The sequence below is a fragment of the Alitibacter langaaensis DSM 22999 genome (assembly GCF_003096995.1).
GTDB classification, from domain to species: Bacteria; Pseudomonadota; Gammaproteobacteria; order Enterobacterales; family Pasteurellaceae; genus Exercitatus; species Exercitatus langaaensis.
Genome location: NZ_QENU01000008.1, coordinates 50988 through 76638, shown reverse-complemented (window position 1 = coordinate 76638; position 25651 = coordinate 50988). Strand labels below are relative to the sequence as shown.

Here is a 25651-nt window from a genome sequence, read left to right as displayed (position 1 = left end):
ATTCAGTTCATGCATTTAGAGAAATAAAATGGACGCATTAAAAGAAATCCGAAATGAAATTGACGTGCTAGATAAAGCGCTCATCGACCTTTTTGCCAAACGCTTAGCTTTAGTGAAAAAAGTAGGCGAAATCAAACATGAACATGGCTTGCCCATTTATGTGCCTGAACGTGAAGCAGATATGCTAGCCGCTCGCCGCCAAGAGGCAGAAAATATGGGCGTGCCCGCTGATTTGATCGAAGATGTGCTACGCCGTTTAATGCGCGAATCTTATACCAGTGAAAATCATTATGGATTCAAAACCGTCAATCCCGAGATTAAAAAAATTGTGATTGTTGGCGGAAACGGTAAATTAGGTGGTTTATTTGCGCGTTTCTTGCGTGCTTCATGCTATCACGTGCAAGCCTTGGGAAGCCATGATTGGCAAAGTGCGGACAAAATTCTGGAAAATTCTGATGTCGTGATTGTGTGCGTGCCGATTGCGAAAACCTTGGAAACGATTGAGCGATTACAGCCCTATTTAACGGAAAATATGTTGCTGACCGATTTAACCTCGGTGAAACGTCAGCCATTGGAAAAAATGTTAAATGTGCATAAAGGCGCGGTGCTAGGCTTGCACCCGATGTTCGGACCAGACATCGCCAGTATGGCGAAACAAGTGGTGGTGCGTTGTGATGGGCGTTATCCTGAGCGTTATCAATGGCTGCTTGACCAAATCACCATGTGGGGAGCGAAAGTGTTCCAAGTTGATGCAACAGAGCATGATCGCAGTATGACCTACATCCAAGCGTTGCGCCATTTTTCTACCTTTGCCAATGGCTACCATTTATCGCGCCAACCAATTAAATTATCCAACATTTTAGCTTTATCATCGCCTATTTATCGCTTAGAGCTTGCCATGATTGGGCGTTTATTTGCCCAAGATGGCGGATTATATGCGGATATTATTATGGATAAATCTGAAAATTTAGAGGTTATCGAAAGCCTACAACAAAGCTATGAAGAAAGCCTAAAATTCTTTGAAAACGGCGATAAACAAGGGTTTATCAACGCGTTCAACGAAGTGCGTGAATGGTTTGGCGAATATTCTGAACAGTTTATGAAAGAAAGCCGCCAACTTTTACAACAGGCAAATGATTATCGAAATAGCTAAAATTCGTTGATAAAAAAAGTGCGGTCAAAAATTTTAAAAAATTTGACCGCACTTGTTGTTTATTGCTGGATTATTTGGGGCAGATCAAACCTGATCTTTTACATCTTGTTTATATAACAACTTATATAATAACGTCAATCTAAGCGGCTCTATACCTAAACAATATCTGATTACAACATTTCATCAATCGTTTTTAATGCATGCAATCCGCCCATTTCTAAACTTAAAAAATGCATTTTAGGTACGCCTGCTTCAATCGGGTTAATACGAATTAAGCCACCTTTTTTCTGTTTGGCGATGCGTTCAGAAAAAGTACGTACTGTTGGGACGGCTTTTCCGGCACCAATTTCAATAACAACAGGGCGTTGGGTTTGGCGTAACCATTCACAGAGTAGTGCGTATTTGCCGAGTTGGTAACTTTCGCAATAAGTATAGTCATTAAACATCATTACATTTTGTCGCGCTAAACCTCCGCAATTTGGGCAGGTTGGTACTTCACTCACCACGATGCATTGCTCATCATCTGTAACAGGATGATAATCATCAGCCCACCAAGATTGGTTTTGGCAGTTATTCACGCATTGTAAGCGGTCTAATGTGCCGTGACATTCATAAATGCGATTTTCAAGAAAACCAGCCTTGCGGAAATGCCCATCTACATTGCTGGTAAATACAAAATAACCATATTGTTTATTTTCCGCCCAGCGTTTTAACATTACATAGCCTTCGTGGGGTTCTGTTTGGCGATACTGATTTAAGCGATGAGCGAAAAACCATTTGGCTAGTTCGGGGCGTTGCTCATAGACAAGCGGTGTTGCAATATCGATAAATTGCACATTAAACTTTTTAAGTGGGGGATAAGCATTCCATAATCCGCCAACACTTCTAAAATCAGGTAAGCCACTATCAACAGACATTCCAGCCCCTGCGGTAATTAAAATGCCGTCAGCTTGATGAATAAGCTCAACAGCATAATTAAAATCATTTTTCATCGGTTCCCCCTTGATCTTTTAAGTATTGTAAGTAGGGGCGCGAAAAGTTGTGTCGCAAGATTATAAAAACTGACAAACAATAGCAGAAAAATCATCGTACAAGTGGTGCTTTTTGACCATTTTTCTGCAGGTTTGCAGCCGTTCAATGTTATTAGGGTAGTGTTTCCAGATTTGGTTAATATGTGTAGGTGTGATGTAATTATATAAGCCGTCTGAACAAAGTAATATGCTTTCACCTTTAGCTAGCTGAAATTCAGCAACATGAATGCGGAAATCCGCACTATCAAAGTCCGCACTAATACAATCGGATAACGCTTGATACATTGCTGCGTATTCTCTTTTTTCATCAACTAAGCCTTGAGCTTGCATTTCAGCCAAAATGGTATGATCAAAACTAAGCTGTTGCCATTCGCCATTTACTGTAATTTTATAAGCTCGGCTGTCGCCTGTGTTGACTATTTTTCCCGCGCCATCTTTATTAAGTTCGCAAGCAACAAAAGTGCTACTTGTTCCGAAATAAGATTGGGTATATTGTTCGCTCAATTCATTTTGTGCGGCTTTTAGCCAAGTGGAATTAAGTTTTTGACATTGACTTAATTTTTCCATTAAAAATCGGCTAGCAAGTTGGGGTTTTAAGCTATTAGAAATACCATCGGCAACACCTAGAATGACCTTTTCATCATTTAAAATCACACTTTCGGCGTTTTTTAACTTCCATTGATAAAGGTTTACGCCATTGAATAACGCATCTTGATTTTGCTTTTTACTGTTACCAGCTTGCTGGCAGAATGTGATTTCAAATGCCATAAAAAATCTCCTAATTATTTAACCGCACTTTGCTTACTATGAAATAACCAATCAGAAAAATGATAAACCATATCATTTGTTGGTTAATGATATGGCTCGTAAATTTATGTTAATGGCTCTCGTTCTATATCCCAAATATCTTCGCCAAATTTTAAGATCCACCATTCGAGCATATCATTTTCAGAAACCGTTGCTCGAAAACGGTAATGTTCATCACTTTCTTCTAAAAGTTGTTGATCTTTGGAAATTGGCGTTTCCGTTAAATGAAAGCCTGCCCATTTTGAAATTGAAAAGGTCAGGCGGATTTTACGAATGTTTTGATAGCTAGCAAAACCTAAATGACCTTCTTCTTGATAAGTTTGTAAATTAAAATCTTTCGGACGTTCAAAACTAAATGTAGAAATTTCCGCTTTACGAATACGATGCATTGCTAACATTCGCGTATCAGAAAACCCATCAAAACGACAAATTAGATAAATGGTCGCACCTTGCTGTGCAATTGCGAGCGGCATAATGGTGGCTGCGTGTTTTTTGCCCTTTGGATTTTGGTATTCAACTTTCAATAATTTATTTAAATACAAAGCTTGACTAACAGCTGAAAAAATCTCTTCTTTTATTTTGGCAGGAATTAGCGGCAAACTTGTCGGCGTGACACAAACTTTACCTAGCCATTGTTGCGCAGGCTTTTCTTTGCCATTTGGATAAGCCCCTGAAACCATTCGCTCAGCCTGATCAAAAAACGGTTGCATCGCAGACATAATATTCGCAGGCAATAGATATTTCAGCTGTTTTTCCGCCAGTTTTAACAATAGTGATTGTTGCTCATTTAAAATAGGCAGCGCAAAGCCAGCTGAACGCTCTTTCCAATAATAAGTGTAAGGCTTACTATCATCATTACATTCTAAATCATCAAAATGTTGGCAGAGCATTTGCAAAGCCCGCTGAATACTGCGTAAATCACGTTTAAAACCTAAATCAGCGAGTTTTTGGTGAATTTTTCTGGCTTCTATGCTCTCTGGCAACTTAGGAATCATCCGTAAAATTTCTAACAGTAAAAGCGTTGCATCAATATCTTTTGGTCGATTTGCCATAATTTTCTCCAAGTATTAATTTAAAAAATTATAGCATAATCAATTGGTTAAATTGAGCATTCTTAAATCATAAATTCTGATAATGCTATTTCATTCTCAGATTTATAAAATCGCACAATTTTTATAGTTAAATGCCCCAACATATAAACATGTTTAGCTTGCCTAAAAGCGACTCTATGATATTCAGCCCTACAATAGCACTTCCATTTTTCGGTTTAAAACTATGCATGGCCTTTGCAATATAATTGTACTGGTCTAACTCTATATCTTCTCCAGATTCAATAGCGCATAAAATCTCGTTGTTAGGTTTGATATATTTCATGATCTTATCTATTTTTTGATAAAAATCATTGAGATTTTTCCAAGAGTCAATTTCAACAAAAATACATTCTAAGTCTCGATCTTGTAGCACATATTTGATATCTGCGGTGTCAATATATAGGGGTCTTGAAGAGTCATCAGTCACCATAAAATTATTGATGATTTCTGCTGCTTTCTCAGATGATAAATTTTCAACATTCACATTATCATCTTTGAGAGATATTTTTAATGCGGCTTTGGTTTTATCAGTAAAATATTGAATTAGGTTGTCCATTGTGATTCCTTGAAGATAAATAAAGGCTATTTTATATATTGATATGATATTTTGTGTCGCATAATATGATTTTATTGTGTTAGCAAATGACACAATATGAATAAGCTCGCCAAATACTATTTAGATCATCAAAGGATTGAATTTGAATGCCTTACTAGGAAAGGAAAATGCAATTTATCGGGGTATTGAGTGGGGATAGGTATAGGCAATAGCTGGAATAAATCCATTAATTTTGCCGATTGGGCAAAAAAGTGCGGTCAAAAATTTTAAAAAATTTGACCGCACTTTGGGTTATTGCTGGATTATTCAGCGTCTTCTTTTTCCCATTCTAATACACGGCGAACTGCTTTTTTCCAGCCTTTGTAACGGCGTTCGCGTTTTTCGTTGTCATCGTCAGGGCTGAATGTGCGTTCAACACGGGCTTTATTTTGCAATTCACTCAAGTCTTTCCAGAAGCCAACGGCAAGACCCGCTAGATAAGCCGCCCCCAATGCTGTCACTTCTTTCACGACAGGGCGTTCAACGTTTACGTCTAAAATATCAGATTGGAACTGCATCAAGAAGTTGTTGGCTGTTGCACCACCATCCACACGGAGATATTTCAATTTTTCACCTGAATCTGATTGCATCGCTTCTAACACATCACGAGTTTGGTAAGCGATAGATTCTAGGGTTGCACGCACGATGTGATTGCGGTTTGCACCACGAGATAACCCTAAAATTGCCCCGCGCGCATAAGGATCCCAATATGGCGCGCCTAAACCTGTGAATGCAGGCACCACATAAACGCCGTTGGTGTTTGGCACTTTGGTGGCGAAGTATTCACTGTCATAGCTGTCGTGTACAATTTTGAGTTCATCACGCAACCATTGAATAGAAGCGCCAGCAATAAATACAGAGCCTTCAAGCGCATATTCAGGTTCGCCTTTTGCGTTACAAGCAATGGTTGTGAGCAAGCCATTTTTTGATGTAATCGCTTTGTTACCAGTGTGGAGTAGCATAAAGCAACCTGTGCCGTAAGTGTTTTTTGCTTGACCTGCGGTAACACATAAATGTCCATATAACGCCGCTTGTTGGTCGCCCGCAATACCTGCCACAGGAATACGCACGCCACCTTTACCACCGATATTGGTTTGTCCATATACTTCAGAAGAGTTTTTCACTTCAGGCAACATTGAACGTGGGATATTTAAGATTTCTAACATTTTGTCATCCCACTGTTTAGTGTGGATGTTGAATAACATCGTACGCGATGCGTTGGTGTAATCTGTTACATGAACACGGCCTTGAGTTAATTTCCAAACAAGCCAAGTATCCACGGTACCGAATAATAATTCGCCACGTTCTGCTTTTTCACGCGCGCCTTCTACGTTATCTAAAATCCATTTGACTTTTGTGCCAGAGAAATAAGGATCCACCACTAAGCCCGTTGTATTGCGGATATATTCTTCATAACCATCAGCTTTGAGCTTATCGGTAATGTCAGATGTGCGGCGACATTGCCATACAATCGCATTGTAAACTGGTGTGCCTGTTGCTTTTTCCCAGACGATAGTGGTTTCACGTTGGTTTGTGATCCCAATCGCTGCGATTTCATCGGAAGTAATGCCTGCTTTCGCCACCACTTCATTTAAGGTTGAACTTTGGGTCGCCCAAATCTCCATTGGGTTATGTTCCACCCAGCCTGCTTGCGGATAAATTTGGGTGAATTCACGTTGAGCAATTTCAACAACATTCGCGTTATGATCGAGTAACACCGCACGAGAACTTGTTGTGCCTTGGTCTAATGCAATGATGTATTTTTTATCTGTCATAAATCAATTCCTTTTATGAGGGGAGTGATAAGTTTTAGTTTTTAGTAAGATATTTCCCAGTTTTGAGTATCAATGAACGAATTGCGTGCTTACATTAATTCATTAATCCCACAATTTAAATGGGATTTTTCTGAAATTTTGAGCTGAATCACAAAAGCAAAAAAACATTTGTTCATTAACGTGATCTTGTTAACAAATTTGTTAAAAAATTGAAATCCCGCATTGAATTTCATTTTTAAAGCAAGATAATAACAATCACTCTAGTAAGCGCTATTCCGTATTTTGTATTGAATATGAACGAATTTGCAAAGATAGTTCAATAAATTATAAGGAGCGTCTTATGAATGCGTATTTAGCTGAATTTTTAGGTACAGCATTATTAGTATTAATGGGTAATGGCGTTGTTGCCAATGTTTGCTTGAACAAAACTAAAGGAAATAGTTCAGGCTGGATTGTGATCACCACCGCTTGGGCATTTGCCGTTTATGTTGCTGTTGTGGCAACAGGGGAATACAGCGGTGCGCATTTAAATCCTGCTGTAACATTGGGCATTGCCGTGAAAGGCGGTTTTGATTGGGCGATGGTTCCGGGTTATATTGCCGCACAGGTTGCAGGCGGTATTGTCGGCGCCTTTACAGTATATTTGTTCTATCGTGATCATTTCAAAATTACCGAAGACGCTGGTGCAAAACGTGCCTGTTTCTCAACCGAGCCTGCTATCCGCAACTATGCAAGCAACTTCTTCTGTGAAGTAGTCGGCACGGTTGTTCTTGTTTCTGTTATTTTCTATATTTCATCAGGTCATGTGGTATTACCGGGAACAGAAGCGCCTGCACCAATTGGATTAGGCTCTATCGGCGCATTGCCAGTCGCCATTCTTGTTTGGGCAATTGGTTTAAGTTTAGGCGGCACAACAGGTTATGCCATTAATCCAGCCCGTGATTTAGGCCCGCGTATCGCATTAGCGATTTTAGGCAAAAAATTAAATACTTCTCCAGATTGGGGCTATGCATGGGTGCCTGTTTTAGGCCCTATTACAGGTGGTGTGATTGCCGCAATCGCCTATAACATCATTATGTAAGGATTTCAGTTATTCCATGAAAAAGAGCTCAAAACTTAACGATTTTGAGTTCTTTTTATCTGTATGATTTGACGTAACAAAAATTCTTGTTTTTTCTTCGCTGTGCAATGTTGCATCCGTTATCCGCTCATTTCCTTTTTTCGCTAAATATCAGTAGAATAGGCGAATTATTTAATAACAAGGAATAAGAAATGACAAAATTAACGGTCGCTATCGCAGCAGAATTTGAACTGTGCGAGAAAATTGCTGAATTTTTAGAGAAAAGTGAATTGCCCGTAGAAAAGCTATCTATCGTTGAAATTACGCCCTTTGGCGAAGAACAAGGCGTGCGTTTTAATAATCGTGCAGTAGCGCAGTTAGCAGTAGATGAAGTCGAGTGGTCAGAATTTAATTATTTATTATTTGCTGGGGATACCGCTCAAGCAACGCATATTGCAAATGCTGCAGAAGCAGGTTGTGTTGTCATTGATATAAAAGGGGTAACCGCTAATATTGCAGGCGTGCCTGTGGTTGTTCCAAGCGCAAATGATGAACATTTGGCACATATTAAACAACGTAACATTGTTGCTATGCCTGATCCGCAAGTGAGCCAACTTGTTTTGAGTTTGTCACAATGTATTGAACAATATCAATTAACTCAGCTATTTGTTACGTCTATGTTGCCCACATCTTATACCGATGGTGAAACCGTGTCTAAATTAGCAGGGCAAACGGCACATTTGCTCAATGGAATCCCATTGGATGACGGTGAACAGCGTTTAGCCTTTGATGTATTTCCAAAAAGTGCGGTGAATTTATCTGCACAATTACAAAAAATTTATCCCACAGTGAATGCGGTATTTCATGCTATCCAAGCGCCAGTGTTCTATGGAATGGGACAAAAAGTGACCGCACTTTCAGCTTATGAATTGGATCCAGAGCAAATCAAAGCGCAATGGCAAGGGAATGAGTTGCTTCAAGTTGAAGATAATCTGATTACGCCAGTGTTAAATGGCGAACAAGAAAGCCATGAAGAAAGCGTTAAACTGCATCTCAGCAACCTAAGTGCGGTGGAAAATGGCATTGAATTTTGGTCTGTGGCGGATGAACAACGTTTTAATCTCGCATTGTTAGCGGTGAAACTACTAGAAACTATCGAACAGCGAATTGAATAGTGTTATAGAAAATAGAGCAGTAAAGGCACGCATAATATAATGCGTGCTTTTTATTTGGCATATCTTTCACAAAAGCACGCATTAAATGATAAATTTTCCCAGTATCTTGGGATTAATTGATTTTTTTCACTGATTTTCGTATCACTAATTCAGGATAAATCTCAATGGTTTTACGTTCATCAGATTTATTGGTAATCCGCTCAAACAATAGGTTGAGCGCACGTTCGCCTAGGCGCGCTTTGGATTGGTGAATAGTGGTTAATGGCGGCGCGCAGAAACGGGAAATATGCACGTTGTCATAACCGATAATGGAAATATCGTCAGGAACACGCAAACCTTTCTCGGTAATTGCAGAAATCGCACCAAATGCCATAATATCATTACAGCAAAACACAGCGGTTGGGCGAACAGGTTGCGCCAATAAACGGTTCATACATTCATAACCGTCTTCAGGCTCAAAGGATCCTTCATATAACCAATCAGGGTTCATTTCCAAATCCGCTTCATGCAAGGCTTTTAAAAAGCCCTCATAGCGTTTGCGCGCGGTTGTTTTCGTTAATTCAGCACTGAGATAACCAATCTCTTTATGTCCATTTTCGACCAAATATTTCCCCGCCAAATAACCGCCTTGGAAACTGTTATCCAAAATGCGATCCGTATTAGGGTTCAACGGGCCCCAGTCCATTACCACCATAGGAATGTTGCTATAATTTTTGAGCAAATCCAAGCTGTCATCTTTATATTCAGAACACATCACCAAAATGCCATCTACCCGTTTTTTCGCCAACATTTCGACGTGATTTTTGATTTTTTCAGGATTATTTTGCGTATTGCATAAAAAGAGTGAATAGCCTTGGCGATAACATTGTTCTTCGACCGCATGAATAATTTCAGCGAAATAGGGCGCTTCGCTGGTGGTCACAATCATACCGATAGATTTTGTGGTATTCACTTTCAAGCTGCGAGCAACAGCGCTCGGGGAATAGTTGAGTTCTTCAATTGCGCTTAAAACGATATTTTTGGTGTCTTCAGCGACGTGGCGAGTTTTATTAATTACGTGCGAAACGGTGGTGGTGGAAACCCCTGCCAATTTTGCGACATCTTTGATTGTTGCCATGAAATATTCTCCTTAAAATTTTGCGTATTATACGGCAATAATGAAAAATTAATATGGAAAAATTATAGATAACTGTTAGAATGCAATCGTTTAGCAATTAGTATTTAGGAGAAGATGATGAGCGATTTCGGTTACTCAATGATGATGACTGTGCTTTCGTTAGCAATCGTAGTATTTCTAGCAACAGCCATTTTTTAATAGCAAAAACTTAACAAAAATTGACCGCACTTGAGAGTATTAAGTGCGGTCAAATTTTTATAAATTTTCTGTGTTTTCTTTTGTTTCTTTTTTGAAGATATCTTCTTCGTTTAAACTGTGTAAGCGTGCAATGGCATTGCGGTAGGAGATTTCAAGGCTTTCGCTGCTTGTGGCGAGTACGCCTTGGTCGATTAAGTAGCCATCGCTGACATCATAAACCCAGCCGTGTATTGAGAGTTTAGCCCCCCTTGCCCAAGCGTCTTGTATGATAGAAGAGCGCCCTAGGTTGTAAACTTGTTCTGCTACATTGAGTTTAGTGAGCATATCCGCGCGCTTTTCAGGGGAAAGACCGCCTAACAAACTGCTATGTTTAAACCAAATATCGCGAATATGGAGCAGCCAGTTGTTGGCTAAACCGAGATCTTGTTTAATCATTGCCGCTTTGATACCGCCACAGTTTGTATGCCCGCAAATGATGATATGTTCAATATTGAGCACATCAACGGCATATTGCACCACAGAAAGGCAGTTTAGATCGGTGTGGATCACTTGGTTACCGATATTGCGGTGAACAAAAAGTTCTCCCGGTCCTAAATTGGTGAGTTTTTCAGCGGGAACACGGCTGTCGGAACAACCAATCCAAAGATAATCAGGCGTTTGCTTTTCTGCGAGATCGCGGAAGTAGTCATTATTTTCTTCACGCATACGTGTTGCCCAACTATGATTGTTGGCAAAAAGTTGTTCGATTTTTTTCATGTACTTTCCTTAAAAATTCTATTTTATATTTGGTGTGCAAAGATAATCAGCGGCTAAAAGTCGGCCATCTGAAATAAATGCATTAACGTGTGATTTGATAACAAGGCACATAAGCATCGCCCGTTGGCAATTTCATACGGTGTTGTTTCACAAAACTTTGCAATAATTCATCCATTTTGCGCATTAAATCCGCATCACCTTTTAGCTGGAATTTACCCAATTTTTCAATTTGATCTTGGGTTTCCGCCTTGATATTGCCTGCCACAATGCCAGAAAAGGCGCGGCGTAAATTTGCGGCTAAATTGACCGCACTTTGGTTTAAATGCAAATTGAGGTTTGCCATATTTTCATGGGTTGGGATAAATGGATGTTGCAATTCTGCATCAATTTTAAGCGACCAGTTAAAGGCATAGCTGTCGGTATTTTCGTAGCGTTGTTTTTTCACATCAATCATGGCTTTATGCATTTGGCGCGCCACGGCAGCAGGATCGTCAATAATAATTTCATATTGCTTTTGCGCTTCTGCACCTAAGGTTTCCGCCACAAAATGATCGATGGCAGCAAAATAATCCGCACTTTCTTTAGGGCCAGTTAATACTAAAGGCAAATGCTGCGCTTGATTTTGCGGATTCAATTTAATGCCCAAAATAAACATAAATTCTTCAAATGTGCCTGGGCCACCAGGGAAAATTACAATGCCATGCCCCATACGCACAAAGGCTTCAAGGCGTTTTTCAATATCCGGCATAATGATCAATTCATTCACAATGGGATTTGGCGGCTCAGAGGCGATAATCGATGGCTCGGTAATACCAATGAAACGGCTATTTTTGTAACGCTGGTTGGCGTGCCCAATGGCAGCACCTTTCATTGGTGCTTCCATTACGCCTGTTCCGCAGCCTGTAATAATATTGAGTTCTCGATGCCCCAATTCTAGCCCGACTGCACGGCAATATTGGTATTCTATTTGGCTGATTGAATGTCCGCCCCAGCAAACCACAAGATTAGGATCTTCGCCCACAATCAAGGCTTTTGCATTACGTAGGATACTGAACACTTGGTTGGTAATGTCTTCGCTACTTTGTGGTTGCCCCAAGCCAAAACGCTGCATCATTGCGTTGACGAATAAAATATCACGCAACACCGCGAATAAATGGAATTGGATATTGCGAATCATCACATCGTCCACAAATGCGGTTTCGGGCGGATTATGCAATTCAAGGGCAACGCCACGTTCTTTGGCGATGAGATTAATATCAAAATCCGCATATTTGCCGAGTAGGGCACGGCTGTCATCGGTTACCGCCCCTGAATTTAATACCGCTAATGAACAATTGCGGTAAAGTTGATAAAGTGATGAAGTGGCCTGTTTTCTCAGCTGTTTCACTTCTGCGTGAGAAAGCAAATCCATGCTGCCTTTCGGGTTTACATAATGAATATGGCTCATAATTTTCCTTATAATCTTTTATTGGCGTGCCAAGCGTAAATTGCTTGGAACAGTTTCAAAATTGGAACGAAACGGATTAATATCTAACCCGCCACGGCGTGTGTAGCGTGCGTAAACCGTGAGTTTCTCGGGTTTGGCAAAGCGCATAATGTCGCAAAAAATCCGTTCCACGCATTGTTCATGAAATTCGTTATGTTGGCGGAATGACACAATGTAACGCAATAATTTTTCACGATTGATTTGTTTGCCAACATAGTGAATTTGCAGGCTGCCCCAATCTGGTTGGCTGGTGATTAAACAATTGGATTTTAGCAAATGGCTGACTAAACGTTCTTCCACCCAATTTTTATCCGTGCAATCCGCTAATAGCTCGGCATTAAAGCCATAATCTGAAATTTCAATGTCTTGCGCGTCAATTAATTCGCCAGCCAGCGCATTGATCGGCTGATTAGTATAAAACTCGACAGAATTTAACCGCACTTTGACATCCCCTTGCGCGCATTCGCTGAGATCTTGTTGCATTGTGCGTTGGACTTCGTCAAAAGAGGTAAAGTGTGTTTGGTTAAAGCTGTTCAAATAAAGTTTAAAACTTTTCGATTCAATTAAATTCACCGAGCGAAAATCAATTTCTACATCGGCAATGGCGACTTGTGGCAAGCCTTTTGCGTTCAGCCACGAAATTTCATAAGCCGTCCAAATATCCGCACCTTGGTTGAACGGCTGTTGCGTGGTAATGCCTAAGCCGTCACGATTTAACGCGCGTGGCACAGGTTGTAGCAAAGTGCAGTCGTATTGGGCTTTATATTCTGTTTTTTGCCCGAGTTTAAGGCTTTTTAATTGAGATTCGTAATTCATTATAGAAAATTCCATGACATATTCGACACCAAGCGACAATGATCGCACTTAAAATGAAAAAGGTCAAAAAGCGGAGCGGAAAGCGCCCAATCACCACCACATTTAGGGCATTTTCGTTGTTGCTCTGAGAAACGATCAGCGCCGCCAACACGATACAAATAATAAAAAGTTGGAATTTGAGTTTCACGCTCAATTTCTTGCGCAAGCGAATAACCGTGTTTAAAACTGTTTGAATGAATGTCAGAAATTTCTGCCAAGGCTTGCTTTTCTAGCACTGAGCCATTCATTTGCAACTGATCGCAGGCTTGCCAATTTTCCTGCCATTTGATGACATCCATGCTTAAGTGCTGTTGATTTTTCAGCTGTTTGTAGAGCGGAATCGGCGCAAGACGATCACCACTGTGCAGCGGCGAACAGACTTGTAAATAGGTGGTGTACAACACCTGCCATTCAGGACGTTCTTGTTCAAAGGTAATATCAGAATTGAGATCTTCGCTAATAATTTGAAAACTATCTAAAATTAGACCGCACTTTTCCGCCTGTTCAAGGGCAAGAGCGACTTCAGCATTGTTATTTTCAGGCAACAGGCTTGATTGTTCGGGGCAAATGACACGCGTGCCAAACCCGTTTTCGCCGTCTTGTTCCGCCACAAAAACAGGAATTTCACGCCCAATAATTTGCCCGTTATAACGCCATTGATCGATAACACGATTAATATACGGCATTTGTTCAAGCCCTAAATCAGGCTGATTATTTTGGAAAAATACTTCAACAAGATACATTTTTATTGTCATTTTCGTTAGAATAAGTCACATCTTAACCTATCGAGAATGTTTATGCCAATTCGACACAAAACTCGCCAACATTTGACCGCACTTCAAGCGGTGATGAACGAATTAGATCTATGGCAAATTGAAGCGCCTTCTGAAGAAGCATTCGCCAGCCAAGAACCTTTTGCCATTGACACCATGAGCCCAACAGAGTGGCTACAATGGGTGTTTATTCCTCGTATGCACGCGCTTTGTGAGAGCCAATTGCCCTTGCCAAGCCAAATTGCGATTTCGCCTTATATTGAAGAAGCGTTGAAAGAACAGGAGCGTCTAACGGATTTATTGCGTCCGATCATTGAAATTGAACAGTTGTTACAAAAACAATGACGCTCGAAATTTTATATCAAGACGAATATCTTGTTGCGGTGAATAAACCTGCGGGGATGCTAGTGCACCGCAGTTGGCTTGATAGCCATGAAACGCAATTTGTGATGCAAACCTTGCGCGATCAAATTGGGCAGCACGTTTTCCCCATTCATCGCTTAGATCGCCCTACATCTGGCGTCTTGTTATTTGCACTGAGTAGCGAAGTCGCCAATTTGTTGTGTCAGCAATTTGAGCAGAAATCCACAGAGAAAAGCTATCTTGCGGTGGTGCGTGGCTATTTGACGGATAGCGCACGCATTGATTATCCATTAAAGATTCAGTTGGATAAAATTGCGGATAAATTCGCCCAAGAAAACAAAGAGCCGCAAAGTGCGGTAACCGATTACCAAGGTTTGCAAACGGTGGAAATGCCGTGGGCGATAGGGAAGTATCAAACGGCACGCTATTCTTTAGTGGAACTCACGCCACACACTGGGCGCAAGCATCAGTTACGTCGTCACATGAAACATATTTTCCATCCCATTTTAGGGGATACGCAATATGGCGATTTGCACCAAAATCGGGGATTGGCAGAGCATACTGGAATAACAAGATTGATGCTGCATGCTCGAACTTTAACCTTTCAGCACCCCATTTCACAGCAACGAATTAAAATTTGTGCAGACTTAGACCAACAATGGCAAGCCTTGTTAGAAAAATTTGCCTGGCGGCTACGTTGATACCCTGACGGCTATGTTGATACCCTGATGGCTACGTTGAAATGTTGAACGAATGCTCAAGATAAAATTAATGCCCTTGGCAACAAGCTCAAAAAAGAAAAGCTATACATATTGGTATAGCTTTTTACTTTATTTTTCAGTAATTATTTAGCCTAATGACGCCACCATCACTGCTTTGATCGTATGCATACGGTTTTCAGCCTGTTCAAAGGCAATGTTCATTGGGCTTTCAAATACATCTTCGGTCACTTCAATACCATTGGCTAATGCAGGATATTTTGCCGCAATTTCTTGCCCGATTTTGGTATCGCAGTTGTGGAAAGAGGGTAAACAGTGCATAAATTTCACGTTTGGATTACCTGTGCGTTTCATTAATTCTGGTGTTACTTGATATGGCATTAACAAATCAATGCGCTCGCCCCAAGCCTCGATAGGTTCGCCCATTGAAACCCAAATATCCGTATGCACAAAATCTACGCCGTTGACAGCAAGATCAATATTTTCGGTCACGGTAATTCTTGCGCCAGTTTCTTTGGCAAATTGCTGGCACTGTGCAACGAGACTTTCTTCAGGTAATAAGGCTTTAGGCGCACAGATACGCACATCCATACCTAATTTAGCACCAATTAATAATAAGGAATTGCCCATATTGTTACGCGCATCGCCAATATAAACATAGCTAATTTCATTTAATGGTTTCGGGCTGTGTTCCATCATTGTCAACACATCGGCAAGCATTTGAGTGGGATGAAATTCATCGGTTAAACCGTTAAATACCGGCACGCCAGAATATTTCGCCAAATCGTTCACTACTTGCTGGCTAAAGCCACGATATTCAATGGCATCATATAAACGCCCTAACACGCGCGCCGTGTCTTTAATGCTTTCTTTATGGCCGATTTGTGAAGAAATAGGATCAAGATAGGTTACATTGGCGCCTTGATCATAAGCCGCAACTTCAAAGGAACAGCGTGTACGAGTGGAAGTTTTCTCGAAAATTAACGCAATATTTTTGCCTTTCAAACGGGGCTGCTCAGTTCCTGCATATTTTGCACGTTTCAAATCACGGGCTAAATCTAATAAAAACTGAATTTCTCGCGGACTATGATTAACCAAGCTAAGTAAATGGCGATTTTTCAAGTTAAAAGGCATTGTGTTGCTCCCATCTCGTTGTGTTTATATCGTTGTGTTGTGATTTTTGCTATATTACCGTTTTCTTTAGTGTTATTAAAGGGCAATTATGTTAGATAGCGCATTATTAGGATTAACCCATGAACAGCAGCAACAAGCGGTAGAAAAAATTCAAGCGCTTATGGCGCAAGGCATTGCAGCAGGGCAAGCAATTGCGATGGTGGCGGAAGAATTACGTCAGCAACATCAAGACAAAGAGCAAAAATAGCACAGAAAGCAACGTAATATTCTATCAATGTGCCGTGTTTGAGTTACTGATTATTGGGCTTAAATCGTGATATAATTCCGCTAGTTTTTCGCTAGGATTTTATGATGAAACGATTTTTTTTGTTTTTTGCGCTCATTTTGACCGCACTTTCCGCTCAAGCTGGGCTATTTGATAATAATAAACCAGCATTTTTAAAGGCGGGTGAGGCTTTTCAATTTTCTGCAGAACGGCAAAATGATGTTGTGCATTTGCAGTGGCGCATTGCCGATGACTATTATCTCTATAAAAAAGAAATTCATGTAAATAGTGAAAGCACGAAATTAGGCGAATTGCAATTCCCTAAAGGGGAAATGTATCACGATGAATTTTTTGGTGATGTGGAAATTTTTCGCCATGATTTACTCGTGAATGTGCCGATTGAACAGCGCACCGCGGCGGATCAAATTGTGGTGAGCTATCAAGGTTGCACCAAAGGATTTTGCTATCCGCCAGAAGAAAAAATCATCAACTTAAGTGCGGTCAAAAAAACGCAAGAAAATTCGACCGCACTTACAGCCAATTTAAGCGAGCAAGATAAACTTGCGCAGAGTCTATTTCAATCAAAATATGCGGTATTTTGGTTTTTCTTACTTGGGCTTGGGCTTGCCTTTACCCCTTGTGTATTGCCGATGTTACCCTTGCTTTCCGCCCTTGTGATCGGGCAGGGCGAGCGTCCAACTATGGGGCGTGCATTGAGTTTGAGCGTTGTTTATGTGCAAGGCATGGCGCTCACCTATACTTTACTCGGCTTAGCCGTGGTTGCGATAGGCTTGCCGTTCCAAGTGGCGCTGCAAAGCCCTGCGGTTTTGATTGGGTTGTCCGTATTATTTGTGCTATTAAGCGCATCAATGTTCGGCTTATTTGAATTACAACTGCCGAGCGGTTTGCAAAATAAATTACATCAATGGAGCCAAAGCCAAAAATCAGGGGCATTTGGTGGCGTTTTTATGATGGGCGTGATCGCAGGGCTGGTGGCATCGCCTTGCACGTCGGCGCCGCTTTCGGGTGCATTGCTTTATGTGGCACAATCGGGCGATTTATTGACTGGGGCGGCGACCTTGTATTTACTGGCTTTAGGCATGGGCGTTCCGCTCATTTTAATGACCGTCTTTGGCAATAAAGTGTTGCCTAAATCAGGTGCGTGGATGCTGATCGTAAAAGAATTATTCGGCTTTATATTATTGCTGTTGCCGGTATTCTTGTTAGAACGTGTTTTCCCCGAATATTCTGTTTATTTATGGATGCTTTGGTTGATTGCATTTTGTTGCTGGGTGGCATCGAAAAAATATTGGGTGGGACTCATTGTGACTTTGGCGTTATTTTTTGCACTTCAGCATTTTTATCCAAATGCTTTATGGATAAAAAGTGCGGTCAAATCTGACGAAATTTCGCAAAACCATCGCCAATTTGTGCCTATTTCAACCTATGCCGAATTGCAACAAGCATTGGCGGAAAATCCGACTAAAATGGCAATGGTCGATTTGTATGCCGATTGGTGTGTGGCTTGTAAAGAATTTGAAAAATACACGTTCACGGATAACAATGTACAAAAAGCCTTTGAAAATATGCTTTTATTACAAGTGGATATGACAAAAAATAGCAAAGAGAATAAAGAATTAATGGAGCAATTACAGGTGATGGGATTGCCGACCATTCTCTTTTTCGATCACAATGGCAAAGAAATTCGAGGCTCACGAGTTACAGGATTTATGGAGGCTCAGCCCTTTGCTGATTGGATCAATATGCTAATGCAGAAAACGAATTAATCAAAAATTAAGGAGAGAATATGACAGCACAAAGTGGCATTTTATTAGAGAGCTGTAAAGCGGGGATCTTTTTAGAAGCGAATGTAGTTGATGTCAGCTTATTAGCCAATGCAAGCCGTCAATTTATTGCGCAATTAACTGAATTGCAAACCCAATATTCAGACGCTCATCTTGGCGCAACAGTGGCATTCGGTGATAGGGTGTGGAAACAATTGACAGGTGCCGACAGTGCACCAGAATTAAAGCCTTTTACTGCGTTAGGCAAGGGCAATTTAAGCGCGCCAGCAACGCAATATGATTTGCTTATTCACATTCAATCAAATCGCCCTGACGTGAATTTTAGCGTGGCGCAATCGGCGTTCAATGTCTTTCAAAGTGCGGTCAAATTTCAGCAAGAAATTCACGGTTTCCGCTGGATTGAAGAGCGCGATTTGACAGGATTTATTGATGGCACGGAAAACCCTAAAGATGAACAGCGCGCCAAAGTGGGCTTAATCGCCACTGGCGATGATGCGGACGGAAGTTATGTTTTCACTCAACGTTGGGTGCATCAGCTAGATAAATGGTCAAAACTCAGCGTGGCTAAACAAGAAGATGTCATCGGGCGAACCAAGCCAGATAGCGTGGAATTGGATGATGTTCCTGCCACTTCTCATGTTGGGCGTGTGGATATAAAAGAAAATGGTGAAGGGCTGAAAATTTTACGCCAAAGCTTGCCTTACGGCACGGTAACAGGCGAGCATGGCTTGTTCTTTATCTCTTATTGCGCAAAATTGCATAATATTGAACAACAGCTGCTCAGTATGTTTGGTGAAGTGGATGGCAAAACTGATCGCCTTCTTGGTTTCACCAAGCCTGTGACTGGCGCATATTATTTCGCGCCATCATTGGAAAAATTAAAAGCACTCTAGTTGCTAACATATTGGAAAAACGTTCACTTTGTGGACGTTTTTTTATGCAGTTAAACATCTTAGTATAGTTTTGCGCAATCGTTTGCGGTATAATGCAGCCAATTTTTTATGGCTAACAAAAAGGAAACATTCATGCAAACTCGTCCCATTCGTCAAGCGTTATTAAGCGTATCTGACAAAGCTGGTATTGTAGAATTCGCTCAGGGCTTACACCAACGTGGTGTCAAATTATTATCAACTGGTGGCACAGCAAAATTGCTCGCAGAGCGTGACTTACCCGTGACTGAAGTTTCTGATTATACTGGTTTTCCTGAAATGATGGATGGTCGTGTGAAAACCCTGCACCCGAAAGTGCACGGCGGGATCTTAGGTCGCCGCGGCACGGATGACGCGATTATGCAGCAACATGGTATCGAAGGAATCGATATGGTGGTGGTAAACCTTTATCCATTTGCGGCAACGGTGGCAAAAGCCGATTGTTCCCTTGAAGATGCGGTAGAAAATATTGACATTGGCGGGCCAACAATGGTGCGTTCTGCCGCGAAAAATCACAAAGATGTCGCCATTGTGGTGAATAATAAAGATTTCGATGCCATTCTTGCTGAAATGGATCAAAACCAAAATAGCTTAACGTTAGAAACGCGTTTTGATTTAGCGATTAAAGCATTTGAACATACCGCGCAATACGATTCGATGATCGCCAATTATTTCGGCAAAATGGTTAAACCTTATTTTGCCGCCGAGGAAGAAGATAAAGACGCGAAGTGCGGCCAATTTCCACGCACTTTAAATTTAAACTTTGTTCGTAAACAAACAATGCGTTATGGCGAGAACAGCCATCAAAATGCGGCGTTTTATGTGGAACAAAATCAGCAAGAAGCCAGCGTTTCCACCGCGAAACAGCTACAAGGCAAAGCTCTTTCTTATAATAATATCGCGGACACGGATGCGGCGTTAGAATGTGTGAAATCCTTTGATGAGCCTGCTTGCGTGATTGTGAAACATGCGAATCCTTGCGGTGTAGCATTAGGCAAAGATGCATTAGAAGCCTACAACCGAGCCTATCAAACGGACCCAACTTCAGCCTTTGGTGGCATTATTGCCTTTAACCGTGAATTAAATGAAGCCACAGCAAAAGCGATTATTGAGCGTCAATTTGTGGAAGTGATCATCGCACCAACGGTTTCAGCGGCGGCGGTAGAAGTGGTTAAAGCGAAGAAAAATGTACGCTTGCTTGAATGCGGTGAATTCACTAAATCGCAACAACGTTTAGATGTGAAACGTGTAAACGGCGGCTTGTTAGTGCAAGATGCGGATTTAGGCATGGTGACGATTGATGATTTAGAAGTGGTCAGCAAACGTAAACCGACTCAACAAGAATTAGAAGATTTGCTGTTCTGCTGGAAAGTGGCGAAATTTGTGAAATCTAATGCCATTGTTTATGCGAAAAATAATCAAACTATCGGCATTGGTGCGGGCCAAATGAGCCGTGTTTATTCGGCGAAAATTGCAGGCATTAAAGCTCAAGATGAAGGTTTAGAAGTGAAAGGTTGCGTCATGGCTTCTGATGCGTTCTTCCCATTCCGAGATGGTATTGATGCGGCAGCGGCAGTGGGCATTGAATGCGTTATTCATCCAGGTGGTTCAATGCGCGATCAAGAAGTGATTGATGCCGCAGACGAACATAATATGGTGATGGTGTTGACTAAAATGCGTCATTTCCGTCATTAATTAAAAGTGGGGTAGAAAAATGAATATTTTAATCATCGGAAATGGTGGACGTGAACACGCTTTGGCTTGGAAAGCGGCACAATCGCCATTAGCCTCAAAAGTGTTTGTTGCTCCAGGCAACGCAGGCACGGCACGAGAAAAAGATAGCAAACAAAGTGCGGTTGAAAATGTGAATATTTCGGCAACGGATGTTCCCGCATTGGTAAAATTTGCACAACAAAATGAAATTGGTTTGACTATTGTTGGGCCAGAAGCCCCACTGGTTGTTGGTGTGGTGGATGCCTTTGAAAAAGCAGGTTTAACGATTTTTGGCCCGCGTCAATCAGCGGCGCAATTAGAGGGTTCAAAAGCCTTTACCAAAGATTTCTTAGCTCGTCATCATATTCCAACGGCAGAATATCAAAACTTTACCGATGTGGAACAAGCATTGGATTATGTTCGCCAAAAAGGCGCGCCAATTGTGGTTAAAGCAGACGGCTTAGCTGCGGGGAAAGGCGTGATTGTGGCAATGACCTTGCAAGAAGCGGAAGAGGCAATCAAAGATATGCTTTCGGGCAATGCCTTTGGCGAAGCAGGCAGCCGCGTAGTGATTGAAGAATTTCTTGATGGCGAAGAAGCCAGTTTTATCGTGATGGTTGACGGCGAAAATGTTGAACCAATGGCGACAAGTCAAGATCACAAACGTGTAGGCGAGGGCGATAAAGGCTTGAATACTGGAGGAATGGGCGCTTATTCGCCTGCACCAGTGGTTACTCAAGAAATTCATGACCGCATTATGGAACAAATTATTTATCCGACTGTGCAAGGCATGGCTGCGGAAGATAATGTTTATAAAGGTTTTCTCTATGCAGGGTTAATGATCGACAAAAAGGGGCAGCCTAAAGTGATTGAATTTAACTGTCGCTTTGGCGATCCTGAAACTCAGCCAATTATGATGCGAATGAAATCAGACTTAGTGGAACTTTGCCTAAAAGCCTGCAAAGGCGAGTTGGATCAAGTCAAATCAGAATGGACGCAAGAGTCTGCACTAGGCATTGTGTTAGCCGCAGAAGGGTATCCCGCAGATTATCGTAAAGGCGATGAAATTCAAGGTTTGCCAGAAAAAGCCACAGCGGATGAAAAAGTATTCTTGGCTGGCGTGGCAGAAGAAAATGGCAAATTAGTCACCAATGGCGGACGCGTGCTTTGCGCCACTGCATTAGGCAATTCTGTTTTGGAAGCCCAACAAAAAGCGTTAAAACTCGCTGAACAAATTCAATGGCAAGGGCGTTTCTTCCGCCGAGATATTGGCTGGCGAGCCATTGCGCGTGAAAGCAAGTAACGCATTAAGTAGAATGACTTTAAACGCTATCATCAATCATAAAGATGAAAAAAATTCATCAAGATGATGAGAAATTAACAATTAAATTTTCATTAAAAATTGTAAGAGAACAGGGTAAACTATTCTCATATTTAAAACAGAGAGGACAAACACAATGTTTAAAAAAAGTATGAATATCGCTGATTATGATCCTGTATTATGGCAGGCGATCCAAGATGAAAATCGTCGCCAAGAAGAACATATCGAATTAATCGCCTCAGAAAACTATGCAAGCCCTCGTGTGATGGAAGCCCAAGGTTCTCAATTTACCAATAAATACGCAGAAGGGTATCCAGGAAAACGTTATTACGGCGGCTGTGAATATGCAGATATTGTTGAACAATTAGCCATTGATCGTGCAAAAGAATTGTTTAACTGTGACTATGTGAATGTGCAACCGCACTCTGGTTCACAAGCAAATGCTGCCGTGTATGGCGCATTATTGCAACCGCACGATACCATTTTAGGAATGGATTTAGCCCACGGCGGACATTTAACTCACGGTGCAAAAGTAAGTTTTTCTGGAAAAATCTATAATTCAGTGCTTTATGGCATTACCGCTGATGGCGTAATTGATTACGAAGATGTACGCCAAAAAGCCTTAGAATGTAAACCAAAAATGATCGTGGCTGGTTTCTCTGCTTATTCGCAAGTAGTTGATTGGGCGAAAATGCGCGAAATCGCCGATGAAGTAGGCGCATATTTATTCGTAGATATGGCGCACGTCGCTGGTTTAATCGCCGCAGGCGTTTATCCAAGCCCATTGCCATACGCGCATATCGTCACAACCACAACCCATAAAACCTTAGGCGGCCCGCGTGGTGGTTTGATCTTATCTGCTTGTGGTGATGAAGAATTATATAAAAAATTACAATCTTCTGTATTCCCAGCCAATCAAGGTGGTCCATTAGTACATATCATCGCGGCAAAAGCGGTTTGTTTCAAAGAAGCATTAGAGCCTGCCTTTAAAGAATATCAAACGAATGTATTGAAAAACGCCAAAGCAATGGTGGAAGTGTTCAAAGCGCGTGGTTATGATGTGGTTTCCAACGGAACAGAAAACCATTTATTCCTTGTTAGCTTTATCAAACAAGGCAAAACAGGTAAAGCGGCAGATGCTGCATTAGGCCGTGCTAATATCACTGTAAATAAAAACTCAGTGCCAAATGATCCACAAAAACCATTTGTGACTTCAGGTATCCGAGTAGGCACGCCATCTGTCACTCGCCGTGGCTTTACTGAAGCAGACGTTGCCGCACTTGCAGGCTGGATGTGTGATGTGTTAGATGCAATGGGAACAGATAAGGAAGAAGAGGTTATTCTTTCAACCAAAGCAAAAGTGCTAGAAATCTGTGCTCGTTTACCAGTTTATGCAGACTAATGTTTTTTAGTATTATTGCAATCTATTTGGCGGCGGTGAATATCGCCGCTTATTTTTTGATACGCGCCGATAAAAAACGCGCAATGAATAAAGAATGGCGCATTGAAGAAATAGTGCTATTCAGTTTTTGCTTTATGGGCGGTTTTATCGGTATTCACCTTGCGATGGAACGTTATCGCCATAAAACTCAACATTGGCAATTTCGCGCGGCTGTTATCATAAGTGCGGTCATTTTTTTTGATAATTTTACCGCTCTTATTTTTTATGCGAATGCATAGCTAATAATCAATGAAAAATCCCAAGCTATTTTCTCGCTTGGGATTTTTATATGCCTTGTTTAAGAGCCTAAGATAAGTGGTTATAGTTGAACAATTACTCGCTATATAGTGCAGAAAAAGCATTATTGTGTTGGTTTGAGTATTACCGAAAACGAATATTTAATGCACTGGGAATATCAACAAAATGATAATATTATCAAACCAGAACTGCGTTATAATGCCGTAGTAAATAGCAATCTGTTAGCCCAGAATATGGCTGTTGACGGTGTTGGTATCTGTTGGCTACCAGAACATATGGTCGCAGACGATCTCGCCAGTGGAAATTTGATTGAAGTGTTGGCGGATTATGCCATTACCTACCCTGGGCATTATCTCTATTTCCCTAAAAACAGCTATAAATCATCGGCACTGCAAGCATTGATAGATGTGTTAAAGATGTAAAATGTTTTCAACCTTGAATCTTCACTTTTCTGTCTTGTTCATAGAAATAATAGAGTAAAAATAAGTTAACTTAGGAAATTATATGTCATCTAATAAAATAAATTTGTCATTAATGCTCATTTTGGGCTTATTAATGGCATTCACCTCACTTTCCACCGATATTTATTTGCCAGCGATGCCGCAGATGGAAGTGGATTTACAAGGGAATGTGGAATTGACGATCACTGGCTTTTTGATCGGTTTTACTATTGCTCAGCTAGTGTGGGGCGCGATTTCAGACCGCATTGGGCGCAAAATTCCGCTTTATATTGGTATGTGCTTATTCATCATAGGGTCAATTGGCTGTGCGCTATCAACCACAATTGGGCAAATAGTATTTTGGCGAGTATTCCAAGCATTAGGGGCATGCACGGCACCAATGTTAAGCCGTGCCATAGTTCGAGATATGTTCAGAGCCACGCAAGCCGCACAGATACTTTCAACCTTAACCCTAATTATGGCGGTTGCGCCTATTGTTGGACCATTATTAGGTGGTCAACTCATTCGTTTTAGCACATGGCACAGCATATTTTGGTTGTTGGCAATAATTGGTGCGGTGATGTTTTTCTCTTTATTTGCGTTAAAAGAAACTCATCATAAAGAGAAAAGGGCAGCTACGCCTCTTTGGGCTGCGTTTCGGACTTATATAAATTTACTGGGTAATAAAGTATTTATGAAGTATACGTTATGTGTAACCTTTTTCTATGTGGCAGCGTATGCTTTTATTGCAGGATCGCCAAAAGTCTATATTAATGATTTCGGAATTGAGCCTCAATATTATGGTTATTTATTCGGACTTAATATTATTGGTGTAATGACCTTAAGTTTTTTCAATCGAAAATTAGTTCATCAATATTCCCTTGATCAATTACTTAAAGTTAGCACATTGATCGCTATGTTAGCAGGGATTGCATTATTAATCGTGGCATTAAGTGGTGCGAGTAGCATAGTTGGCATTGTTATTACGGTGTTTATTATGTTTTCAATGAATGGCATTATCGCAGCCTGCTCAACTGCCGCGGCATTAGACGGCGTCCCTCAAGTGGCAGGATCAGCTTCAGCATTAATTGGCGCTTTACAATATGGTAGTGGGATTATTTCATCACTTATTTTAGCTTGGTTTGCGGATAGTTCTTTCATTACTATGGCTGCAATAATAGCCGTTTCTTGTATGTTATGCGCACTAATGGTATGGAAAAAATAGATTAATTAGCTGCTATTTTGCTCTTTAATGCCAATGAAGTTTTTAAAAGTGAAATTGAATTTAATGAGAATTATTTGCTGAAAAGGGAAGTCGGAAGTGGTAATAGAAAAACAAGAAGAACCGTTCCAGACAAGCAGCAATTTAGCGCAGAGCATAAAAAAGGGTA

Annotated in this window: 25 protein-coding genes; 14 read left to right on the top strand and 11 right to left on the bottom strand. The window is 41.0% G+C overall.

Going from position 1 to position 25651, the window contains the following annotated elements:
* The first annotated feature begins 28 nt into the window (after positions 1-28).
* The gene (tyrA, locus tag C8D76_RS06660) at positions 29-1153 is read left to right on the top strand and encodes a bifunctional chorismate mutase/prephenate dehydrogenase (protein WP_116632009.1); all 1125 of its coding nucleotides are present in this window, start codon (positions 29-31) and stop codon (positions 1151-1153) included.
* A 170-nt stretch (positions 1154-1323) separates the two neighbouring features.
* On the opposite strand, the gene C8D76_RS06655 is transcribed toward tyrA, so the two are convergent.
* The 5 genes from C8D76_RS06655 to glpK all read right to left on the bottom strand — a co-directional run bounded on the left by C8D76_RS06655 (position 1324) and on the right by glpK (position 6452).
* Positions 1324-2145 carry an SIR2 family NAD-dependent protein deacylase gene (locus tag C8D76_RS06655; RefSeq protein WP_116632008.1) on the bottom strand — a complete coding sequence of 274 codons (822 nt, stop codon included), beginning with the start codon at positions 2143-2145 and terminating at the stop codon, positions 1324-1326.
* 60 nt (positions 2146-2205) lie between these two features.
* Entirely contained in the window at positions 2206-2952 is a 747-nt protein-coding gene (locus C8D76_RS06650) for a PP2C family protein-serine/threonine phosphatase (protein WP_116632007.1), read from the bottom strand.
* A 104-nt stretch (positions 2953-3056) separates the two neighbouring features.
* Complete coding sequence (locus C8D76_RS06645; protein WP_116632006.1) at positions 3057-4043, bottom strand: helix-turn-helix transcriptional regulator; 987 nt, start codon at positions 4041-4043, stop codon at positions 3057-3059.
* 127 nt (positions 4044-4170) lie between these two features.
* Positions 4171-4638, bottom strand: a complete 468-nt coding sequence (locus C8D76_RS06640; RefSeq protein ID WP_116632005.1) for a hypothetical protein — start codon at positions 4636-4638, stop codon at positions 4171-4173.
* A gap of 302 nt (positions 4639-4940) precedes the next feature.
* Positions 4941-6452 (bottom strand): glycerol kinase GlpK, encoded by a 1512-nt coding sequence (glpK, locus tag C8D76_RS06635; RefSeq protein WP_116632004.1) that lies wholly within the window; start codon positions 6450-6452, stop codon positions 4941-4943.
* Positions 6453-6792: 340 nt separating this feature from the next.
* Between glpK and C8D76_RS06630 the strand changes: the two genes are divergently transcribed.
* Together C8D76_RS06630 and C8D76_RS06625 are read left to right on the top strand one after the other, a co-directional pair.
* Positions 6793-7533 (top strand): MIP/aquaporin family protein, encoded by a 741-nt coding sequence (locus C8D76_RS06630; protein ID WP_116632003.1) that lies wholly within the window; start codon positions 6793-6795, stop codon positions 7531-7533.
* Positions 7534-7724: 191 nt separating this feature from the next.
* A complete protein-coding gene (locus tag C8D76_RS06625; RefSeq protein ID WP_116632002.1) occupies positions 7725-8687 on the top strand; it encodes an oxidoreductase in 963 nt (320 codons plus the stop codon).
* 112 nt (positions 8688-8799) lie between these two features.
* Here the strand turns inward: C8D76_RS06625 and purR are convergent, their stop codons facing one another.
* The 5 genes from purR to C8D76_RS06600 form a co-directional block, all read right to left on the bottom strand.
* Positions 8800-9804, bottom strand: a complete 1005-nt coding sequence (purR, locus tag C8D76_RS06620) for an HTH-type transcriptional repressor PurR (protein WP_116632001.1) — start codon at positions 9802-9804, stop codon at positions 8800-8802.
* Between the two features lie 255 nt (positions 9805-10059).
* Positions 10060-10758, bottom strand: a complete 699-nt coding sequence (can, locus tag C8D76_RS06615) for a carbonate dehydratase (RefSeq protein ID WP_116632000.1) — start codon at positions 10756-10758, stop codon at positions 10060-10062.
* 82 nt (positions 10759-10840) lie between these two features.
* Positions 10841-12205: a nucleotide 5'-monophosphate nucleosidase PpnN gene (gene ppnN / locus C8D76_RS06610; RefSeq protein WP_116631999.1), complete on the bottom strand. Its 1365-nt coding sequence runs from the start codon at positions 12203-12205 to the stop codon at positions 10841-10843.
* An 18-nt stretch (positions 12206-12223) separates the two neighbouring features.
* Entirely contained in the window at positions 12224-13060 is an 837-nt protein-coding gene (gene queF / locus C8D76_RS06605; RefSeq protein ID WP_116631998.1) for an NADPH-dependent 7-cyano-7-deazaguanine reductase QueF, read from the bottom strand.
* Positions 13060-13842, bottom strand: a complete 783-nt coding sequence (locus C8D76_RS06600; protein ID WP_116631997.1) for a Zn-ribbon-containing protein — start codon at positions 13840-13842, stop codon at positions 13060-13062. The genes queF and C8D76_RS06600 overlap by 1 nt, the downstream gene beginning before the upstream one ends.
* 54 nt (positions 13843-13896) lie before the next feature.
* Here C8D76_RS06600 and C8D76_RS06595 point away from each other — a divergent pair, with 54 nt between their 5' ends.
* Together C8D76_RS06595 and truC are read left to right on the top strand one after the other, a co-directional pair.
* Positions 13897-14217 carry a YqcC family protein gene (locus C8D76_RS06595; protein WP_423802750.1) on the top strand — a complete coding sequence of 107 codons (321 nt, stop codon included), beginning with the start codon at positions 13897-13899 and terminating at the stop codon, positions 14215-14217.
* Positions 14214-14936 (top strand): tRNA pseudouridine(65) synthase TruC, encoded by a 723-nt coding sequence (gene truC, locus C8D76_RS06590; RefSeq protein WP_116631996.1) that lies wholly within the window; start codon positions 14214-14216, stop codon positions 14934-14936. Before C8D76_RS06595 ends, truC begins: the two co-directional genes overlap by 4 nt.
* A gap of 147 nt (positions 14937-15083) precedes the next feature.
* Here the strand turns inward: truC and C8D76_RS06585 are convergent, their stop codons facing one another.
* A complete protein-coding gene (locus C8D76_RS06585) occupies positions 15084-16088 on the bottom strand; it encodes an ornithine carbamoyltransferase (protein ID WP_116631995.1) in 1005 nt (334 codons plus the stop codon).
* An 88-nt stretch (positions 16089-16176) separates the two neighbouring features.
* Between C8D76_RS06585 and C8D76_RS06580 the strand changes: the two genes are divergently transcribed.
* The 9 genes from C8D76_RS06580 to C8D76_RS06540 all read left to right on the top strand — a co-directional run bounded on the left by C8D76_RS06580 (position 16177) and on the right by C8D76_RS06540 (position 25485).
* Positions 16177-16335 carry a YoaH family protein gene (locus C8D76_RS06580; RefSeq protein WP_116631994.1) on the top strand — a complete coding sequence of 53 codons (159 nt, stop codon included), beginning with the start codon at positions 16177-16179 and terminating at the stop codon, positions 16333-16335.
* 104 nt (positions 16336-16439) lie between these two features.
* On the top strand, positions 16440-18140 hold the full coding sequence (locus C8D76_RS06575; protein ID WP_116631993.1) for a protein-disulfide reductase DsbD: 1701 nt from the start codon (positions 16440-16442) through the stop codon (positions 18138-18140).
* Positions 18141-18160: 20 nt separating this feature from the next.
* Positions 18161-19051 (top strand): Dyp-type peroxidase, encoded by an 891-nt coding sequence (locus C8D76_RS06570; protein ID WP_116631992.1) that lies wholly within the window; start codon positions 18161-18163, stop codon positions 19049-19051.
* A 132-nt stretch (positions 19052-19183) separates the two neighbouring features.
* Complete coding sequence (gene purH, locus C8D76_RS06565; protein WP_116631991.1) at positions 19184-20782, top strand: bifunctional phosphoribosylaminoimidazolecarboxamide formyltransferase/IMP cyclohydrolase; 1599 nt, start codon at positions 19184-19186, stop codon at positions 20780-20782.
* 19 nt (positions 20783-20801) lie between these two features.
* Positions 20802-22103: a phosphoribosylamine--glycine ligase gene (gene purD, locus C8D76_RS06560; RefSeq protein WP_116631990.1), complete on the top strand. Its 1302-nt coding sequence runs from the start codon at positions 20802-20804 to the stop codon at positions 22101-22103.
* A gap of 154 nt (positions 22104-22257) precedes the next feature.
* Complete coding sequence (glyA, locus tag C8D76_RS06555; RefSeq protein ID WP_116631989.1) at positions 22258-23523, top strand: serine hydroxymethyltransferase; 1266 nt, start codon at positions 22258-22260, stop codon at positions 23521-23523.
* Positions 23523-23801, top strand: a complete 279-nt coding sequence (locus tag C8D76_RS06550) for a DUF1294 domain-containing protein (protein WP_116631988.1) — start codon at positions 23523-23525, stop codon at positions 23799-23801. Before glyA ends, C8D76_RS06550 begins: the two co-directional genes overlap by 1 nt.
* A gap of 162 nt (positions 23802-23963) precedes the next feature.
* On the top strand, positions 23964-24242 hold the full coding sequence (locus tag C8D76_RS06545; protein ID WP_116631987.1) for a LysR substrate-binding domain-containing protein: 279 nt from the start codon (positions 23964-23966) through the stop codon (positions 24240-24242).
* Between the two features lie 82 nt (positions 24243-24324).
* Positions 24325-25485 carry a multidrug effflux MFS transporter gene (locus C8D76_RS06540; protein WP_116631986.1) on the top strand — a complete coding sequence of 387 codons (1161 nt, stop codon included), beginning with the start codon at positions 24325-24327 and terminating at the stop codon, positions 25483-25485.
* Positions 25486-25651 lie beyond the last annotated feature (166 nt).

Coding starts and splice junctions, on each gene's coding strand:
- tyrA (WP_116632009.1), top strand. CDS start 29: ATGGACGCATTAAAAGAAATCCGAAATGAAATTGACGTGCTAGATAAA.
- C8D76_RS06655 (WP_116632008.1), bottom strand. CDS start 2,145: ATGAAAAATGATTTTAATTATGCTGTTGAGCTTATTCATCAAGCTGAC.
- C8D76_RS06650 (WP_116632007.1), bottom strand. CDS start 2,952: ATGGCATTTGAAATCACATTCTGCCAGCAAGCTGGTAACAGTAAAAAG.
- C8D76_RS06645 (WP_116632006.1), bottom strand. CDS start 4,043: ATGGCAAATCGACCAAAAGATATTGATGCAACGCTTTTACTGTTAGAA.
- C8D76_RS06640 (WP_116632005.1), bottom strand. CDS start 4,638: ATGGACAACCTAATTCAATATTTTACTGATAAAACCAAAGCCGCATTA.
- glpK (WP_116632004.1), bottom strand. CDS start 6,452: ATGACAGATAAAAAATACATCATTGCATTAGACCAAGGCACAACAAGT.
- C8D76_RS06630 (WP_116632003.1), top strand. CDS start 6,793: ATGAATGCGTATTTAGCTGAATTTTTAGGTACAGCATTATTAGTATTA.
- C8D76_RS06625 (WP_116632002.1), top strand. CDS start 7,725: ATGACAAAATTAACGGTCGCTATCGCAGCAGAATTTGAACTGTGCGAG.
- purR (WP_116632001.1), bottom strand. CDS start 9,804: ATGGCAACAATCAAAGATGTCGCAAAATTGGCAGGGGTTTCCACCACC.
- can (WP_116632000.1), bottom strand. CDS start 10,758: ATGAAAAAAATCGAACAACTTTTTGCCAACAATCATAGTTGGGCAACA.
- ppnN (WP_116631999.1), bottom strand. CDS start 12,205: ATGAGCCATATTCATTATGTAAACCCGAAAGGCAGCATGGATTTGCTT.
- queF (WP_116631998.1), bottom strand. CDS start 13,060: ATGAATTACGAATCTCAATTAAAAAGCCTTAAACTCGGGCAAAAAACA.
- C8D76_RS06600 (WP_116631997.1), bottom strand. CDS start 13,842: ATGTATCTTGTTGAAGTATTTTTCCAAAATAATCAGCCTGATTTAGGG.
- C8D76_RS06595 (WP_423802750.1), top strand. CDS start 13,897: ATGCCAATTCGACACAAAACTCGCCAACATTTGACCGCACTTCAAGCG.
- truC (WP_116631996.1), top strand. CDS start 14,214: ATGACGCTCGAAATTTTATATCAAGACGAATATCTTGTTGCGGTGAAT.
- C8D76_RS06585 (WP_116631995.1), bottom strand. CDS start 16,088: ATGCCTTTTAACTTGAAAAATCGCCATTTACTTAGCTTGGTTAATCAT.
- C8D76_RS06580 (WP_116631994.1), top strand. CDS start 16,177: ATGTTAGATAGCGCATTATTAGGATTAACCCATGAACAGCAGCAACAA.
- C8D76_RS06575 (WP_116631993.1), top strand. CDS start 16,440: ATGAAACGATTTTTTTTGTTTTTTGCGCTCATTTTGACCGCACTTTCC.
- C8D76_RS06570 (WP_116631992.1), top strand. CDS start 18,161: ATGACAGCACAAAGTGGCATTTTATTAGAGAGCTGTAAAGCGGGGATC.
- purH (WP_116631991.1), top strand. CDS start 19,184: ATGCAAACTCGTCCCATTCGTCAAGCGTTATTAAGCGTATCTGACAAA.
- purD (WP_116631990.1), top strand. CDS start 20,802: ATGAATATTTTAATCATCGGAAATGGTGGACGTGAACACGCTTTGGCT.
- glyA (WP_116631989.1), top strand. CDS start 22,258: ATGTTTAAAAAAAGTATGAATATCGCTGATTATGATCCTGTATTATGG.
- C8D76_RS06550 (WP_116631988.1), top strand. CDS start 23,523: ATGTTTTTTAGTATTATTGCAATCTATTTGGCGGCGGTGAATATCGCC.
- C8D76_RS06545 (WP_116631987.1), top strand. CDS start 23,964: ATGCACTGGGAATATCAACAAAATGATAATATTATCAAACCAGAACTG.
- C8D76_RS06540 (WP_116631986.1), top strand. CDS start 24,325: ATGTCATCTAATAAAATAAATTTGTCATTAATGCTCATTTTGGGCTTA.